At 36.4% G+C, this 18303-nt stretch carries 16 protein-coding genes; 8 read left to right on the top strand and 8 right to left on the bottom strand.

The window, feature by feature from the left end:
- Positions 1–24 precede the first annotated feature (24 nt).
- The 6 genes from ACNI3C_RS04935 to ACNI3C_RS04910 all read right to left on the bottom strand — a co-directional run bounded on the left by ACNI3C_RS04935 (position 25) and on the right by ACNI3C_RS04910 (position 9461).
- The gene (locus tag ACNI3C_RS04935; protein WP_419771139.1) at positions 25–2424 is read right to left on the bottom strand and encodes a methyl-accepting chemotaxis protein; all 2400 of its coding nucleotides are present in this window, start codon (positions 2422–2424) and stop codon (positions 25–27) included.
- Between the two features lie 147 nt (positions 2425–2571).
- Positions 2572–3414, bottom strand: coding sequence for a DUF5718 family protein (locus ACNI3C_RS04930; RefSeq protein ID WP_419771138.1), 843 nt, complete (start codon positions 3412–3414; stop codon positions 2572–2574).
- 305 nt (positions 3415–3719) lie between these two features.
- Positions 3720–4703, bottom strand: a complete 984-nt coding sequence (locus tag ACNI3C_RS04925; RefSeq protein WP_419771137.1) for an HpcH/HpaI aldolase/citrate lyase family protein — start codon at positions 4701–4703, stop codon at positions 3720–3722.
- Positions 4704–4730: 27 nt separating this feature from the next.
- The gene (locus ACNI3C_RS04920) at positions 4731–5786 is read right to left on the bottom strand and encodes a MaoC family dehydratase (protein WP_419771136.1); all 1056 of its coding nucleotides are present in this window, start codon (positions 5784–5786) and stop codon (positions 4731–4733) included.
- An 11-nt stretch (positions 5787–5797) separates the two neighbouring features.
- Positions 5798–8317: an aldolase/citrate lyase family protein gene (locus ACNI3C_RS04915; protein ID WP_419771135.1), complete on the bottom strand. Its 2520-nt coding sequence runs from the start codon at positions 8315–8317 to the stop codon at positions 5798–5800.
- A 10-nt stretch (positions 8318–8327) separates the two neighbouring features.
- On the bottom strand, positions 8328–9461 hold the full coding sequence (locus tag ACNI3C_RS04910) for an HpcH/HpaI aldolase/citrate lyase family protein (protein ID WP_419771134.1): 1134 nt from the start codon (positions 9459–9461) through the stop codon (positions 8328–8330).
- 376 nt (positions 9462–9837) lie between these two features.
- Here ACNI3C_RS04910 and ACNI3C_RS04905 point away from each other — a divergent pair, with 376 nt between their 5' ends.
- The gene (locus tag ACNI3C_RS04905) at positions 9838–10569 is read left to right on the top strand and encodes an IclR family transcriptional regulator (protein WP_419771133.1); all 732 of its coding nucleotides are present in this window, start codon (positions 9838–9840) and stop codon (positions 10567–10569) included.
- Here ACNI3C_RS04905 and ACNI3C_RS04900 read toward each other — a convergent pair.
- On the bottom strand, positions 10566–10841 hold the full coding sequence (locus ACNI3C_RS04900) for a hypothetical protein (RefSeq protein WP_419771132.1): 276 nt from the start codon (positions 10839–10841) through the stop codon (positions 10566–10568). The two genes, ACNI3C_RS04905 and ACNI3C_RS04900, sit on opposite strands and share 4 nt — an antisense overlap.
- A gap of 173 nt (positions 10842–11014) precedes the next feature.
- Between ACNI3C_RS04900 and ACNI3C_RS04895 the strand changes: the two genes are divergently transcribed.
- From ACNI3C_RS04895 to mreC, 7 genes are read left to right on the top strand one after another with little or no spacing between them, the layout of a single operon-like run.
- Complete coding sequence (locus tag ACNI3C_RS04895) at positions 11015–12091, top strand: epoxyqueuosine reductase QueH (RefSeq protein WP_419771131.1); 1077 nt, start codon at positions 11015–11017, stop codon at positions 12089–12091.
- A 50-nt stretch (positions 12092–12141) separates the two neighbouring features.
- Complete coding sequence (gene lpxB / locus ACNI3C_RS04890) at positions 12142–13185, top strand: lipid-A-disaccharide synthase (protein WP_419771130.1); 1044 nt, start codon at positions 12142–12144, stop codon at positions 13183–13185.
- Between the two features lie 52 nt (positions 13186–13237).
- Positions 13238–13681, top strand: a complete 444-nt coding sequence (gene fabZ, locus ACNI3C_RS04885) for a 3-hydroxyacyl-ACP dehydratase FabZ (protein ID WP_419771129.1) — start codon at positions 13238–13240, stop codon at positions 13679–13681.
- A gap of 5 nt (positions 13682–13686) precedes the next feature.
- A complete protein-coding gene (gene lpxA / locus ACNI3C_RS04880) occupies positions 13687–14469 on the top strand; it encodes an acyl-ACP--UDP-N-acetylglucosamine O-acyltransferase (protein WP_419771128.1) in 783 nt (260 codons plus the stop codon).
- A 24-nt stretch (positions 14470–14493) separates the two neighbouring features.
- Positions 14494–15717, top strand: a complete 1224-nt coding sequence (clpX, locus tag ACNI3C_RS04875; RefSeq protein ID WP_419771127.1) for an ATP-dependent Clp protease ATP-binding subunit ClpX — start codon at positions 14494–14496, stop codon at positions 15715–15717.
- 12 nt (positions 15718–15729) lie between these two features.
- Positions 15730–16761, top strand: coding sequence for a rod shape-determining protein (locus tag ACNI3C_RS04870; protein WP_419771126.1), 1032 nt, complete (start codon positions 15730–15732; stop codon positions 16759–16761).
- Positions 16754–17557, top strand: coding sequence for a rod shape-determining protein MreC (mreC, locus tag ACNI3C_RS04865; protein ID WP_419771125.1), 804 nt, complete (start codon positions 16754–16756; stop codon positions 17555–17557). The genes ACNI3C_RS04870 and mreC overlap by 8 nt, the downstream gene beginning before the upstream one ends.
- On the opposite strand, the gene ACNI3C_RS04860 is transcribed toward mreC, so the two are convergent.
- Entirely contained in the window at positions 17554–18165 is a 612-nt protein-coding gene (locus tag ACNI3C_RS04860; protein WP_419771124.1) for a riboflavin synthase, read from the bottom strand. The genes mreC and ACNI3C_RS04860 overlap by 4 nt on opposite strands.
- Positions 18166–18303 lie beyond the last annotated feature (138 nt).

Below are 18303 nucleotides of genomic sequence, written 5' to 3'. Positions count from 1 at the left end.
CCCTTCACAACTTCGTAGGAGAATTTAAAAATTCTCCCACTCATCAACCTCTTCCTCTTTTTTTATCGGGCTTTTAGAAGCCACATTGGGTGAGCTTTTTGGCACTGTTTTTGTTGGCTTTACGGTTGCAACAGTTGCAGAAGTTTGAACCTCTAAATTTTTACCTTCAAAATTGTTTCTGTTGACATTTTTCACCACATCAAGCGCAATGAGATTGGTCTGTTTGGCAATGTCATTGGTTTTATCTGCAATGGCGGCATTTTCTTGCGTGAATTTGTCCAATTGATTCATGGCATCAGCAATTTGTGTCATCCCAACGGTTTGCTCTTTTGCCGCATTGGAGACATCATCGATTAAATTATTTGTCGTTTCAATTTTATGTTCTAATTGATTAAAACCTTCAATCATTTTACTGCTGATTACTTTCCCATTATTGGCACGAACCGTGGCATTTTCAACCAACTCTTTAATCTCTTTTGCAGCCTCTGCACTTCTGGCTGCGAGGTTTCTTACCTCTTGTGCAACCACGGCAAACCCTTTTCCTGCTTCTCCTGCAGTGGCAGCTTCAACGGCGGCATTAAGAGAGAGAATATTGGTTTGGAATGCAATTTGATCAATAACAGAGATTGCTTCATTGATGTTTTGTACGGTTTCATTGATCTCTTCCATTGCTTTTACGGTATCGTTGGCTAAACCTTTACCTTCATTTGCCGATGTTTTCGTATGCGTAGAGACATTTAACATCTCTTGTGCTTTTTCACTTGTTTGTTGAATGTTACCTGTGATTTCATCAATAGAGGCAGCAGTCTCTTCCAGTGAAGCAGCTTGTTCGGTAGCATTTTTACTGAGTGTTCCCACATTGCTGCTGAGTTCATCGGCACTTTTTCTTAATGAAAGTCCATCATTTTGACTGCTTTGCAACATATCGGTCATCATTTCATTCATTTTAATGAGTTCTTTACCTATTTTACCACTCTTTTGAACATTGAGTTTGGCCGTGAAATCTCTTTGGGTATATTTTGCTAACGTATCGCTGATTTCATTTAAGTCCTTACCAATAAGAGTTTGCAGATTAAGCAACATATCATTTAAAAGGTTTTTTAATTCATTCAAGGAATCATTCGTTGTTGTAGCATTAATTTGCCCATCAAGATACCCCTCACTTACTTTATTCACAATGAGTTTGACTTCATCAATGAGTTTATTGTCTTTTTCAATGGAGACTTTTATGATATCAATATTGTCATTGATCTCTTTTGCCATTTTCCCAAACTCATCATTGGATATAAGTTTGATCTCTTCTGTGTTGCTGGATTCTTTATTTAAATAGCTGAAAAATGAGGCCAATCCCGTAGAAATGGATTCGAGATTATAATTGAGTTTGCGAACAATTAAAAAGATGATTATCGCTATAATAATCAAACAAACAATGGACGCCGTAATGGAAAAATTTCTGATAAAATTGGCATCAGCCAAATACTCTCTTTTGGGTGCGTTAATCACAAAAGTCCAATTAGTTCCTGTATCAACAATACTGAATGGTTTAGCATAATACAATGATTCTAACTTGTCTTCATAAGAAACTTTCATAAACTGCGTATCTTTGTTCTCTTTTGAGTTTTCAAGAAGTTTTATATAATCTGCATCATTCTTTGCAACGTCAACCACTTTTTTTGTTCGTAACGTTTTGTTGGGATGACTGATAATAATGCCATGGCTGTCAATAATAAAAGCATAAGCATGCTCAAAAATATTAACCGAATCGGTCATTTTATTCAGTGTATCTAAGCCAATATCAACACCACAGACCCCAAAATATTCTCCATTGTGATACATCGGAATACCAATTGTTGTCATTAAGACTTTTTGACCATCTACATCATACAAATAGGGTTCAGTAATATATGTTTTCCCTGCTTTTTTAGGGCCACCTACCCAATCATCCTCTTCATTATAAAGCGCACCTGTTTGAATCTTTATGCTTCCCTTTGATTTAATAATATAGGGATTAAATTGACCCGATTTGTCATATCCATTTTGAGACTTTGAGTCCAAATTCTCCTTAAAAAGAAGCTCTTTTTCTTTGATTTTAAACCAAAATCCTGAGATGTCATCATTGTATTTTAATAAAGATTTGATGTACGCTAACGTCTCTTTCTCATCTAATTTTGCACCTGTGTTAAGGGACTCTTCAAATTTAAGTGCCATTGCTTTAGCTATCACAATGGTTTGATTGACCCTACTTTGAATCTCTGCTGAATATTTTCCAGAAGCTTCTTGTATGAGATGTTGAACATCCGTTTGTGCGGTTTCATAAGAGAATTTAGTCACAAAAAATATTGTCAAACTAAACGTTATGAATGTCGTTCCTAATATATAAACTAAAAGTTTATTACCAAAACTTTTATACTTTGACTTGACCATTTTACGCTCCTTTATACTTATACAGTAATTCTAACATAAATTAGTAGCAGTATGGTATCAAAAAAGTGAGTAAAGATCGTATGTCTCTCAACCAACAGCTCAACCATACTTTATCCCCTCATAAATTTAGGGGACAAAGTAATCGTATTACTCTACAATTTGATGTAACTTACTGCATTGAGAAAGGTGTACATCACTCCCTGACATGTCGTTGATGATGTCTTGATAAGAGTGGAAGTGAGCGTTATATACATAAATAAAAACTTCATCCCCTTTTTTTAAAAAGTGGGTTTTCCCAAACTCGGTGTATGCCGTAGCTCCTGCAGCTATAAGCAAACCTTTTTTGCCTTCAATGTTTTGAATCAATGGAGGCAACTTTTCTAATGGTCCACAATCCTCTTGAGCGTTGAATTTCTCTATCATCCATGTTTTTAATTGTTCAAAAAAATAGGAGTACGAATTAACAGCGCTTTGTGTCCCGTAATCTTGTAAAATCCCATCTCGTCGTACAAACGAAGCAATGTGAAATTTGTCTAAAATCCCTTCGGGTGTGAATTCATCGATTTTAATAAACTCAGGAGAAATCCCTTTGGAAGCTCTGCCCCAATTCTTTTTGGTGCTGAGTTTACTCTCGTTTTGAATACGATTGGAACAGTCATTAAATGCACTGAAATACTGAGGGGTGATGTCCAATAACTTTCCCTCTTTATACTTAAAATCACAAATCAAAGCAACTTCGGCTTCAACTTGAAGTTGTTCAATATCATTGTGATTAATCGTATTGTTACATATAGGAAATTCTCCTAAAAAACTGGGGTGTTTTGGAATGTAAAAAGGGAAAAGCCCTTTGGGTGCATCTTTCTCTTTTGTTTGAATTTGAGAAAAACCATTGGCTTCCCCTGCTTCACCTAAATGATTTGCAAAGTTGCCTGCAACACCAAAACCTAAATAATCTTTTAAATCCTCTAATGAAAATGTATGTTTGTTCATAATATTAACCTTGTGTTATATATTTAACAGAAGTTTTACAGTTGAGTTGTATTGGAAGATTTGTGTATAGTAGTAGTTGAGAAAAGAGTCTCTGTTAGTTTTTAAATTTTTTTAACTTTCAGCAGCGCCTACTATACTCTTCCATTCTGACGACCTTGACTAAGCCCAGGGCGACGGCGAGATGCATGACGACTGTTTGAATCAGTTGTTTCATTGTATGTCCTTTCTAATAATATAGAAAAAGAGAATAACCTCTTTTTCTAAAAATTTTCTTTAAATTTTTTTCTTATGTATTCACTCTAAGATTATGAGAAGAATCGTTTCTCCACCTCATCATGAAGTTTGGTTCCTGAGTATTTGGCTCTTTGAACCAATTCCCAAAAATATCGATAGGTCGCTCTATCATGCAACTCTCCATCATACTGAATTGGGCCCCACTCTGCATCTTGTGCAGCTATTAAAATGTTTTGTGCGGCTTCAAGTTCGGTAAAATCTGGTTTCATAGCATCCACTATCGCTTGAATTTGCGTTGGATAAATCGACCACATTCTCATAAATCCAAACTCATTTCGTGCTCGTTCCGCATCTTTATAGGTTTGGTAAGGGTTTTTTAAATCCAGTGTGACGTTATGGCAAGGAATCACATGGTTTGATAATGCCGCTTGACATACATTGGCTTTGGCTCTCGAAATCAATTTATGGTCAAACTGCCCAGGGCTTCTCATATTAGAAGCGGCAATTGCCCCTTGGTATCCGCTTACAAAGTCCATGAGTCCAAAATCAAGCACTTGTACCCAAGGCAGTGTTGCAAGAAGTTCTACGTCTCGTAATGCCCCATGTGTCTCAATTAAAATGTGCAAGGGAATCTCTCGACTGATACCCGCTTCCTTGCATTTTGCTTGAATATACTCAACTTGTGTTTTGGCATCTTCGTATGAGGTTGATTTTGGCAGTGTAATATAGGCCAATTTTTCACCTGCTCCTAGCACTAAAATATCAACGTCTTGTCGCCAATCGGGGTGGTCAAAGTCATGAATTCTACAACCAGCCATGCCATACGGGTTGGCATCTGAGTTTACCACTCGAACAATCATTTGTGCATGGGCTACTTCTTTACCTGTCTCTGCTCCATCTTCACAATCACACGTAATGTCAAAAACGGGTCCGAGTTTTTTTTGCATTTCAAATGCTTTTAAAATCAGTTTTTCGCTTCCTGCAAAGTGCTCACAAGAGGGAATAATCGGTAAACTTTTTCCTGAATCAAACAGTGCTTCATTTGGGTGTGTCATACTATATCCTTTATGTATTGTTATTAATTATTTTAAAATTGCAACCGTGTAGTCTAAGTCTAAAACCACACATTTTTTATATTTGCCGTCCTCTTCAAACGGCGACTCAACTTCTTGCGGTGTGATGTTTTTCAATCCCACGGTTCGAATACGTAATAACCCAATGTCATCTCTTGGTGTATCAATTTTTTCTACAATTTCACTGTAGGCATAAATCGTATCGCCTGCAAACGTTGGGTTGGCATGTGCACCACTGTTGATGGCCACAATCCATTGGGCATTTTGTAAACCATTAAACGAAATGGTTCGCACCATTGAGATAACATGACCGCCATACATGAGTCGTTCATTCATGGGCGTTTGTTTCATCATGTGATCATTAAAATGCACTTTGGCATTGTTTTGATACAACTTGGTTGCCAAGGTATGGTCACTGTCATCTACGGTGATACCTTCAATATGATTGAGTCGTTCACCCACTTCATAATCGCCCCAAACAAACTCTCCACCAGTGAGTTGCTTGTCCACACTTTTAACCGTTGGAATATTCAACTCTTTTGGCAATGGCGTTGTTTTTTCAAAACTTGGCACACTGTTCAGTCCTAAAACGGTTTGAGGATTTTTTTTATGTACCATCACCCAACGTTTTAAATTTAATATCTCTTGCCCTTTTTGGTTGTAACCAATTGAGTGAACATAGACATTTCCACTTTTCCCGTTTGAGTTCTCTTTTAACCCAATGACTGTGGTTTCAAGTCTGACCGTATCTCCTATAAACACAGGGTTTGGAAAACTCACCTCAGCGTAACCCAAATTGGCAATGGCATTAAGAGAGATGTCTTGAACCGATTTCCCAAAGGTTAAGTGAAACATGAGTAAATCATCCAATGGACGTTTTTCATACCCAAAATCTTTTGCCAATTCATCACTTGAATGTAAAGCAAATCGGCTTCCCGTAAGAGCAATGTACAACGACACATCACCCTCACTGATTGTTCGTGGAAGCGGGTGAACTATTTTTTGATTGAGTGAAAAATCCTCAAAATAGTTTCCTTGGTTTATTTTATTGCTTATTTTTGCCATACCGTTTCCTTTTAAAATGGGTTTTTACCAATTTCTCGGTATCTGTCATAGAGTGTAATGACTCGTTGTGCCCAGTTGATTCGTGTTTTATCAATCAAGTTGCACCCAAATTTAATCACTTCTCGACCCTCTCGTAACCCTTTTTCAAAGGCGGTAATCATCTCTTTTGCCTCTTCAACTTCTGCTTTTTTAGGGGTAAATATGTCATTGACATACTCTAATTGAATGGGGTGAAGCACCGCTTTCCCATCGCAACCTAAAGCAAAGGCATCTTTTGCACTGGCTTCACAAGAGAACTCATTGGCCACATCAAAATGTGGGCCATCAATAACCACTTTTCCATACGCTCGTGCAGCTAAGCAAATTTGAGACATATAGTGAAAAATCGCTTTTGACCCGTTGTTGATATTGATTTGTAATTTTTGAGCCAACGAATTTGACCCAATTAATACGCACTTCAACGCTTCACTTGCAGCACAAATCTCTTGAATGTTTAACACACCCAACGGCGATTCAATCATCACCATAAGCTCCAATTTTGGATTGACTTGCTCAATAATGGCGTGTGCTTTTAACACATCACTTCCACTTTCAATGCATGAAAACAACAAGGCATCAATATCTAAGCCTTGAATGAGTTCAATATCTTTAGCAATTTCATCACTATCAAGTTTATTCATTCGAACAATTTTTTCACTGCTTCCAAAGCTTGAATCTTTCTCAAACTCTTTTTTAATCAAAGCTCGCGCAGGTGCTTTTTGTTCTTGTAAAATGGCTTCTAAGTCTAAAATAATGGCATCGGCAAGTAAGCCTCTGGCTCGTTGCACATTTTTTTCATTGTATGCTGGTACAAACATCATTGAACGTCTGGCGCGATACTCTTCTGACTTAAATTTATCCAACTCAACATTGCGTTTATCAATGAGTTTCATCAAATCTTTTCGTAACACTTTTCCGTTTTTTGTTTTTGGATACTCTTTTAATACATGAATCTGTTTGGGTGCTTTATATTTCGCCAAATTCTCTTGACCAAACTTTAAAATATGGGCTTCATCTTCTGCACTGATTTCACCGTTTCCAATAATGGCAATGGCAACAATCGTTTTTTCTGCATCAATATTAATTCCCAAGGCCACACAATCGGCAATCTTTTCATGGGTTTTCATCACTCTTTCAATTTCATGAGGGCTGACTCTAAAACCAAAGGTATTGATGATGTCATCTTTTCTTCCCACAAACCAAATATACCCGTCTTTGTCTTTTTTGGCATAATCGCCTGTGAAGAAGTATCCATTTCGTTTCACTTTAGCGGTATCTTCTTCTAAATTCCAATACTCTAAAAACAATCCGGGGTCATCGATTCCAATACAAATCATCCCCTCTTCTTCAACCCCAACTTCTTCAAGAGTCTCTGGGTTTAATAATTTCACTGTGTGACCTGGTTGAACAAAACCTGCACTTCCTGGTCGTATTGGTCGATATTTTGAGTGTGAAATGTAGTAAGAGAACTCACTCATTCCAATGGCTTCATAAATATCTTGTTTGAATCGCTCTTGCCAAAGCCCTACCATTTCAGATGAAAGGTGCTCTCCTGCACTCATGCAGTGTCTTAAACTTGGGCAATCTTCGATTGTAAAATCGGTCTTTTGTATGATTTGTCGGTAAATCGTTGGTACACCAATAAAAATCGTACATTGGTGTTTTTTGATTAACTCAACCCAACTCTTTGCATCGTTTTCCCCTTCATAGGCAATGACTGTGTGACCTTTGTACAAAGGATCCATCAACGCTGAACCCAATACATACGTCCAGTTAAATTTTCCCGAATGCATGATTCGGTCGTTTGGTTTAAAGTCAAACCAAAACTCACGGGCAGGCTCACGTCCTACTAATGAACGGTGAGAGTGTAAAACACCCTTTGGAAAACCAGTTGTTCCAGAGGTATAGACCAAATAGGCTGGTTCACCCGATTTTGAGTTGTAGTGTTTCACTTCACTGCTTGCGTTAGCTAAAATTTCATCCAAACTGTAAATATTAATCCCATTGGGTTTTTTAAGTTCAGAAATATTGCTGATACCTGAAATGATGATATGTTTTAAGTTATCAACATTTTCTAAATAAGGCAACAAATTGGCATACATTGAAGCCGATAAAACAATCGCTTTGGCTTGTGAATCGGTTGCCAAATACTTCACTTCTGAACCACTTAACAGCGTTGAAGTAGGTACGGCAATGATGCCTGCTTTCAAACTTCCAAAAAACGAAATTGGATAGGCCAATGAGTTTTTCAAACAAATCAAGACTCTGTCTCTTACATCTAAACCAATGGAGTATAAAAAGTTGGTAAATTTATCTGAATTTTGAGCCAACTCTTTATAGCTGATTTGACTTGTTCCTAACACACTGTCTTCAATAATCATAGCAGTCGCACTCTCTTTAGGTGTTCCCAAATGTTTAGAGGTACATGCCACACCAATATTTAAAAATTCGGGTACTTCAATTTGTAATTGTGGATACTCTTGTAATTTCATTTTCGACACCTTATATTTGACCAAATGGCCAGTTCTCTTTAAACGTATGCAATGGCATCTTTGACAACACCTCCAGTGCAAAATTTTGATCCTCTTGTTTTAAACTTTTTAACGCATAGGCTCTTAAAATATTTTGCAACGATTTCCCAAACATCGGCGGGTCTAACATTTCACCTTTGTATCTGATGGCTCCACTTAAAAGAGCATCGGCTTCAATGGCAGCTTTTAAGATACTGATATCTTTTGCCAACTCATTGGGTGAGGGAGTAAACGCCACTTTACAAATATTGATATGATTTGGCGTGATAACTTGTTTCCCTGTTAATCCCATGGCTGTCTCTCTTTTTGCATGAGCATAGACATGTCGTGAAGCTTCATCGCCATGCAAATCCAACCATCGTCTGATCTCTTTTTTCTCTACGCATGAATCGGGCAATGAGTTGGGTGTCAATAAAACTTCAACCCCACCAATCACCCCTTTACCTTGAATTCTGGCTTCCATGGTTAACATATTAAAGAATGTCTCTAACTCATCAATCCAATTCTCTGGCGTGATTTTGTACGCCATCGCTTTTGAGAAGTCATGAATTCCAAACACAACGTGTTTAACCGTTGAATGGCTCATTAACTTATCGGCAATTTGAAGCGATTTTGGGTGCTCAATAATGGGTTGTATGGTTAAATTACTTCCAATAGAAACCAACCAAGACGATAAATCTCGAATCTCGGCATCGCCATACACTTCACCTGCTTTTGCCAAAACAATCACATCGATATATTTATGAATCTGTTTTAACATTTTCAAATCTTGTTCATACTCTTCTGTTCTAAAAGGGTTAATACGAACGGCAATTTGAAAATCTCGCTCAGGAAATTTTGGCAACTCTTCAATTAAGAGAGTTCGTGACATCTCTTTCATTCGACACCCATCTTCTAAGTCAAAAAGAAGTGTGTGCGCTTTTGTTTTATACGCATGTTTTTGTAATCGATATTTTGCTTGTTCCATTGTTTCATAAGTTCCATCAAGTGGATTAAACTTAATAGGAGGATAATATATTTGAATTCCAGGCCAGTAACCACCAAGCACTGGTGTCAAATCATCATCTGCTGTCAATTTTGACAAATCTATAATTGATGAAGTCATACTTTTTACCTTTATAATAAATTTTAAATTTTTTTCAAATCAGATGGCTCTTTTTTGAAAAATGATTCCGAATTAATCCATACATAAAATAAACTCAAACCAAAGTTTTTTGCTAAGAATCAAAGTTAAGAATTATTTAATAAAGTCTGTAGACTCTATTTGGTGGTAGCTGTAGAGTTTATAAAAAAACAAGTTTCACATAGTGAGAAAAAAAAATTGATTTGTTTCAACATACAAAAGAAAAATTGATAAAAATAGGATAATTTTGCTCCTATTTTAATTTTTAAATGGCTCATAAGTTAAATTTAAGCTTCAAAACCCATTTTATTTAACGAAAAGATGTTACTATTAAAAAAATCATTAAGAAGTAGTGACTGTGCAAAACCAAAACAAATCATTAACCAAAGGTTTATCGATTTTAAAAGAGATTATGATTGCCTCAAAACCTCTGACCGCCAATGTTTTATGCCAAAAACTTGATATTGATAAAAGTACGATGTCGCGACTGTTAACCACATTAATGAGTGAAGATTTTATTGAGTACAAAAACAACACCAAAGAGATTATTATCAGCGATTTGATGCGCAAAATCATCGAAAAAGATGATCGCAATAAAATTGTGTTCAAAACCCAAGCGCTATTGGATAAAATCTTTTTTTTAACCAATGAGTGCGCTTATGTGGGGATTTTAGATGGCAATGCGGTGCTGTATCTCAATCAAGTGGATAAATCCAATCGGGTTTTAAAAACAGGAAACTCCATTGGACTTCATGCACCTTTACACACCAATGCTTTTGGAAAAGTGCTTTTGGCGTTTAAAGAGCTGGATATAAACACCTTAACACTTAAAGCCTATACGAATAACACCATCACAAGTGTTTCAAAGTTGCAAAAAGAGCTTGAAGTGATTAAACAAAGAGGGTATGCCATTGGCAATGAAGAGCATGAGTTTGGGTTATGCTCAGTTGCGGTTGCTTATTTTAATGCCAGAAAAGAGTTTGTGGGAACGGTTGGAATTTCGGGATTATCGGTGCGAATGAATGAAGAAAAAATGCATGAAATGGGGCAAGAGATATTTAAACTGGTCAATCCTCAATTGAGTCATTAATCTTTACTGATTTTAATCAAAATGTGATGGATAGTATCTCTAAAAATCACCTCTTTTTCTTCACTGTCAAAGAGGTGTTTGATGATATTGGTACGATACGACGCATCTAAATTTTCGCGGTTGAATTGTTCGATATTTTGGCATTTAAAGGTCTCTTTGCAGACTTGATGTTCATACATATCTAAATCTAACACCACATTACCTGCTGAATAGATTTGCACTTGGGTGTGGTTGGAGAATTTATTGATAAACCCTTTATCATGAAATTTCATGGTAGGTGTTTTGATTAAAATGGTTGCACTTTGAGAAATGCTGGGTTGGTTAAGAGCACACGCACTTAAAAAAAGTGAAATTAAAACAGTCTTTAAATATTTTTTTATATGATTGACCTTTTATCTTTTATATAAAATTTTACTATAATAGTCTTAAAATTTAGGAGTTATACTTGCTTGTTCATATTTGCTGTTCGGTTGATAGCCACTACTTTTTAGAGAAAATTCAAGAGGAGTATCCCCAAGAAGAGATTGTGGGATATTTTTATGACCCCAATATTCACCCTTACAGTGAATATGCGTTAAGATACCAAGATGTGAAGTACTCATGTCAAAAATTGGGCATTGAACTGCTTGAAGGGCCTTACAATTTAGAGAAATGGCTCAATGCCGTCAAAGGTTTAGAAAATGCGCCTGAAAAGGGGGATCGTTGCACAGTCTGTTTTGATGAACGCCTCTCAAACAGTGTAGAAAAAGCCAAAGAGTTGGGTCATGATAAATTCACCACAACGCTTTTGATCTCTCCTAAAAAATCACAAGATAAGTTAGAGACCATTGGACAAGAATTGGCTTCTAAACATAATATGGAGTTTATCTTTAAAGATTACAGAAGTGGCAACGGCACTCAACTCCAAGGAGAGGTGGTCAAAGAGCACTCACTCTACCGACAAAATTATTGCGGTTGTCTGTTTGGCCTTACACAGCAAAGACAGCACCAAGACAAACTCATGGATGAGATGTTTTCTCCCATGAATAAACAGATTCTTCCCGAATCGATTGAACAGCGATTGGCTTTGTATCAACAAAGAAATATCTTAGAACTTAAGAAGAAACCTTATAAAATTATCAAACAAAGAATTCTCAACTATCGGCTTTTAAGTGGCAAAGTTTCTCTCAATAAAGAGGTGATTCCTGCGTATATTTTGTGTTACTCAAAACTTGCCAATGGCAAAATGAATGGTCGAGTTGAGTACTCAAACAATGGCGTTTTTTATCTGAACCGAGACGAAGTAAAAATCATTGAACTTGAAACATTTAATGCCATGGCTAAAATGCAATACCTCAGTGTTAAAGAGCTTATGTTTCATCCGCTTGAGTTTGCTCATGAGTTATCCATTCGAGATGAAATCGTCACTTCACGGTATGATTTAAGTACCATTATTGTCATTGACAAACTTTCTGAGGGTAAATTTGAGATTGAAGTGAATGCTAAAACCTACGAAGATGTTGAAGAGATAATGCTTTACTAAGAGCAACTTTTGCTATAATGTGCGTAAATTAAACTGAATGGAAGCTGATTATGAAACTACTTGTAAGTGCAATGGAGACCTCATCGAATATTCACCTTGCTGAATTGAAAAAATATTTAAGTCAAGATATTGAACTCATTGGGATATTTGATAAAACTTTAGGCACTCCTACATATGATGTAACGGAATTAGCGGTCATGGGATTTATTGACGCTCTAAAAAAACTCCCATTCTTTTTAAAACTCAACAGACAAATGGCAACATTGGCACAAGAAGCGGACAAAGTTTTACTTATGGATGCCTCTGGATTTAACCTTCCTTTGGCAAAAAAAATCAAAGAACAGTACCCCAACAAAGAGATCATTTATTATATTTTACCCCAAGCGTGGGCGTGGAAAAAAGGGCGTGTTAAAAAAATAGAAGCCTATTGCGATACACTGTGTTCCATCTTGCCCTTTGAAAAAGAGATATACACTCAAAAAGAGAAAATCCAATATGTGGGTCACCCTTTGCTTGATGAAATTACCCAATTTAAAAACTCACTTCAAGAGAGTGGGAAAATTGCATTCATGCCCGGAAGTCGAAAAACAGAAATCACAAAACTGATGCCCATTTATAAAGAGCTTGCGCTTCAAATTCCTGATAAAAAAGCGGTCTTGATTATTCCTGCGAAGTTTGACCAAACCTATATAGATAAAATTTATGGTGATATTTCCCACTTTGAAATCTCACGAAATGCACATGAAAGTTTGGCCGAAGCGGACTTTGCTTTTGTATGCAGTGGTACTGCTACTCTTGAAGCTGCCATTATTGGCACACCCTTTTGTTTGAGTTATATTGCGAAAAAACTGGACTATTTTATTGGAAGAAAATTCGTCAAACTTCCCTATATTGGACTGGCGAATATCTTTTTTGAAAAAATGGGAAAAGCGCCTATTCACAAAGAGTTTTTACAAGAAGAAGTGACAGTAGAGAATCTTTTGACAGAGTATCACACCATGAATAAAGAGCAATTTTTTGCCGATTCAAAACACTTAAGAGCCTACTTACAACACGGGAGTTCCAAAACCGTCGCAAAACTGATTGAACTCTAATATTCTTTTAGATAGAATATCCCAAAATTTAATATCTTATTTAGGACAATCAATGTTAGACGTAACACAAATTCAAGAAATTCTTCCTCATAGATACCCATTTTTGCTCGTTGATCGAATTACACAAATGGAAAAAGGGAACTATATTGAAGGATTTAAAAATATCTCTATAAGTGAACCCGCTTTCATGGGACACTTCCCTGGCCACCCTATTTATCCTGGAGTTTTAATCCTTGAAGGTATGGCACAAGCAGGTGGAGTATTGGCACTTAAAAGCAATGACTTATCCAATGAAGAGCTTCAACACAAAGTGATTTATTTTATGAGCATCGACAAGGCAAAATTTAGAACTCCGGTTAAACCAGGTGATAAATTGGTCTATAAAATTGAAATTATGAAACTTCGAGGCACACTTATTGTTCTTAATGGAAAAGCCTATGTTGATGACAAACTTGTAGCCGAAGCGGAATTAAAAGCTATGGTTGTGGATAAATAATCAGTATGAGTAACATTCATAAAACAGCCATCGTTGAAGATGGTGCAATTCTTGGGGATGATGTTACCATTGGTGCCTATTCCATTATTGGTTCAAATGTAAAAATTGGTAATGGTACAACGGTGGGTTCTCATACGCTTATTGAAGGGAAAACGACCATCGGTGAATTTAACCAAATATTTTCGCATGCCGCATTGGGAAGCATTCCTCAAGATTTGAAGTTTGCAGGTGAAGACGTTGAATTAATTATTGGAAACAAAAATAAAATCAGAGAGTTTACTCTTTTTAACCCTGGAACCTCAGGCGGAGGAAGTATCACACGAATTGGGGACAATAACCTTTTTATGGGGTACACTCACGTTGCACACGATGTCATTGTTGGAAACAACTGTGTATTCGCCAATGTTGCAACGTTAGCTGGTCACGTTGAAATTGATGACTTTGTTGTCGTAGGTGGATTAACTCCTGTGCATCAATTTTGTAAAATTGGAAGCCATGCTATGATTGGTGGCGGTTCTGTATTAACACAAGACATTCCTCCCTTTTGCTTAGCCGAAGGTAATCGTGCAGTATTAAGAGGGTTAAACCTCAATGGTCTTAGAAGAAGATTTGATGACAGAAAAGATATCGATGCAATAAAAAAAGCGTATAAAGCTATATTTGAAAGTGGACACCCTATTTCAGATGTTGCAAAAGAACTCATTGAAAATTCAAAAAATGAACACGTAATAGCCTTTGCAACATTTATTGTAAATACAAAAAGAGGAATTCCTTTCACAAGAAAGTAGTTTCTAATGGAGAATATTTAACCTATGGAAAATTTAATATGCGATTTTTGTGGCGCTAAAGACAGCAGCGAAAACCCAATCATTTCGGGAGATAAAGCTTGTATTTGCCAAGCTTGTGTCAATGCAGCTCACAATATAATGCACGGCATTACCACCATTGAAGAAGAGAATGCTGAAATGGTTCATGGAACTAAAGAAGAGAAAACTCTTCTTAAACCCAGTGAACTTAAAGCCATTTTAGATGACTACGTCATTGGTCAAAACCGAGCAAAAAAAGTTTTAGCGGTTGCTGTATATAACCACTATAAAAGAATCTTCTTCAAAGCAGAAGATAAAAACGATGACACAGAAATTAACAAATCAAATGTGCTGTTAATTGGACCTACTGGAAGCGGTAAAACGCTTTTAGCACAAACCATTGCCAAATATCTTGACGTACCTTTGGCCATTGCCGATGCGACAAGTTTAACCGAAGCAGGATATGTGGGTGATGACGTTGAAAACGTGGTCACACGACTTTTACAAGCGGCCAATGGCGATGTAAAAAAAGCGGAACAAGGAATTATTTTTATTGATGAGATTGATAAAGTTGCACGAATGAGTGAAAACCGATCAATCACACGAGATGTATCGGGTGAAGGGGTACAACAAGCGATGCTTAAAATCATCGAAGGAAGTGTGGTTAATGTCCCACCTAAAGGGGGACGGAAACACCCTGGTCAAGATGCCATTCAAGTCGATACCACCAATATTTTGTTTATTTGTGGGGGCGCTTTTGATGGTCTTAATGATATCATCCAAAAACGACAAGGTGGAAATATCTTAGGATTTGGACAAGCGAAAAAAAGTAAAAAAGATGAAAAAGATTTAATCACTTTTGTCGAGCCAGATGATTTGGTAAAATATGGTCTTATTCCAGAACTTATTGGAAGACTTCATATGATTGCAACACTCAATGAAATCACAGAAGATGACATGGTGCATATTTTAAGTGAGCCTAAAAATGCTCTCATCAAACAATACAAAAAGCTATTTAAAATGGATGAAGTTGAACTTAAATTTGAGAAATTAGCACTCAAAGAGATTGCAAAACTTGCTTTAGAGCGAAAAACGGGGGCAAGAGGATTGCGTTCAATTTTAGAAGATATTATGCTTGATATTATGTACGATTTACCAACATATAAAGGTAAAGCTATTACTATATCAAAAGATGTTGTGTTAAAACTCAAAGAACCAAAAGTTGGATAAGGAAGGAATAAAATGTTTTTAGACAAGATTATCGGGTTTTTCTCAAATGACATGGCGATTGATTTAGGTACTGCCAATACAATCGTTTCTGTTAAGGGAAAAGGAATTATTATAAATGAACCATCTGTTGTTGCAGTGCAACATGACAGATATGGTGTTGATAAAATTTTAGCAGTGGGTCAAGAAGCCAAACAAATGATTGGTAAAACCCCTTTAAATATTCAAGCGGTACGACCAATGAAAGATGGGGTTATTGCTGACTTTGAAATGACAGAGAGAATGATTCGATACTTCATTGAAAAAGCACACTCAAGAAAATCGTTTATTCGACCAAGAATTATTATCTGTATTCCTCACGGTATTACTCAAGTGGAAAGAAAAGCCGTAAAAGAATCGGCATTAAGTGCTGGAGCACGGGAAGTATTTCTTGTAGAAGAACCTATGGCAGCGGCAATTGGTGCTGGGATTCCTGTATCAGATCCAGATGGTTATGTTGTCGTTGATATTGGTGGTGGTACAACTGAAATTGGAGTAACCTCTTTGGGTGGATTGGTTTTAAGTAAATCTATCAAAGTTGCAGGGGATAAATTTGACAAATCAATCATTGATTATGTCAGACAAAACTACAACCTTTATATTGGGGAAAGAACGGCAGAAAATATCAAAATAGAGATTGGTACAGCCGTTAAACTTGACGTTGAACTAAAAATCAAAGTCAAAGGAAGAGACAACTCTGGTCTTTTATCTACCATTGAATTGGGAAGCGAAGGTGTTCGTTCAGCCATTAAAGAACCGCTTAAAGAGATTGCAACTGCAGTAAGAAATGTCTTAGAGGACATGCCACCTGATTTAGCAGGAGACGTTGTTGACAACGGTGTTGTCTTAACAGGTGGTGGAGCTTTAATTCGAGGATTAGATACCTATTTAGCTGACATCATTAAACTTCCTGTACATGTTGCTGATGAGCCTCTTTTAGCAGTTGCTTATGGAACAAGTCAAGTATTAAATCAAGATGAGTTATTAAAATTAATCTCTAATGAATAAACTCGCGTTTCTATTTATCCTTCTTCTTATCACAGTAGTCTATATCTTTAAAAAAGATAGACTGCTGTCGGACAGTTTTCCCATTATCAATACGCTTAAAACGAAATATATTGAGAAAGTTATCACCACGCAAGAGATGATAGAAAAATATTTTAAACAAATTACGACCATTGAACGACTCGCTACTGAAAATGAAGAGTTGGTCAAATATCGCTCACTCTATACCAGTGCTCACTCTCAACTTTTAGAGATAGAAAATGGCATTACTTCTGTAAAAAATCTTCAAGAGAGCGTAACCTTAGCAAAAGTTTTGTCGTATGTAAAACTCAATGACTTCACAAAAGTTTGGTTAGATATTCCTAAAACAGATGATAAAATTGAAGCACTTATTGATGGCGATTACAGTGCGGGTATTGTAATCAATCAATCGGGTCATGCAATGGCGCTGTTAAACGGAAATGAAAAGTGCAATTACGCTGTATTTATTGGTGAAAACAGAGCACCAGGTATTACACATCAAAACAGCAACAGCCAATTCATTACGATAAAATATGTACCCATTTGGGTCAATATCAATGTGGGAGATGAAGTGATTACTTCGGGTATGGATAATATCTTTTTTCTGGGGTTAAAAGTGGGAAGAGTTGTCAGCATAAAAAAAATGGCAGACATACAAGAAGCCACAGTTTTACCTTATTCTAACACCTTTAAAAAACAGTATTTTCATATTTACAGTAAACCAGAACAAGCCCTTACTCAACAACCTACAGCAGAAACAACCAAAAAACCTCTTTAATATTTCGACATCATCGATTCGACTTTGTCCCACGATAAATCATTTTTATGTGGATTAAACATGTTGTAAATATAGCGCGCAAACATATCCGTCTCCAAATTGACTTTAGTGCCTACTTTATAGTTTCTAAAGAGGGTATTTTCAATGGTATGAGGGATTATGGTCAATCTAAAAGCACTCTGGAGAACTTCATTAATGGTCAAAGAAACACCATCAATACAAACGGAACCTTTAGGGATAATATATTGAGAAAACTCTTTGGGCAAACTCACTGTATAATCGGTTGAATTTCCGTTGCTTTTGATGCTTTTAATTGTGCCCAAACAATCCACATGCCCTTGGACAATGTGTCCTTCAAATCGGTCACCCATCATCATTGCAGGTTCGATATGGACTTGACCTTTGTAGTTTTCCATGGCAAGAATTTTTTGTGATTCGGGTGAAAGTTCAACGGTAAATGTACCACTTGCTACTCTTACAACCGTAAGACAAGCACCATTAACAGCAATTGAATCTCCAATTTTTGGAGTATATTTGGCTTTGAGTGTTAAAAAACTGTTTTTTAAGCTTAAAACTTCAGCCATTTCTCTAATTAATCCGGTAAACACATAAATCCTTTAAGAAACATTTGGTACATTCCAAAACATTTGGTATAATAGCGAAAAATTATTGAGAAGCCAATTTTAAATATAAACAAATCTATGCTAAATACTTTTTAATGCAACTAAATAATAACTATACGTTAA

The organism is Marinarcus sediminis (SeqCode) (assembly GCF_048571275.1).
GTDB lineage: Bacteria > Campylobacterota > Campylobacteria > Campylobacterales > Arcobacteraceae > Marinarcus > Marinarcus sediminis.
This window is presented reverse-complemented; position numbering and strand designations above follow the sequence as displayed.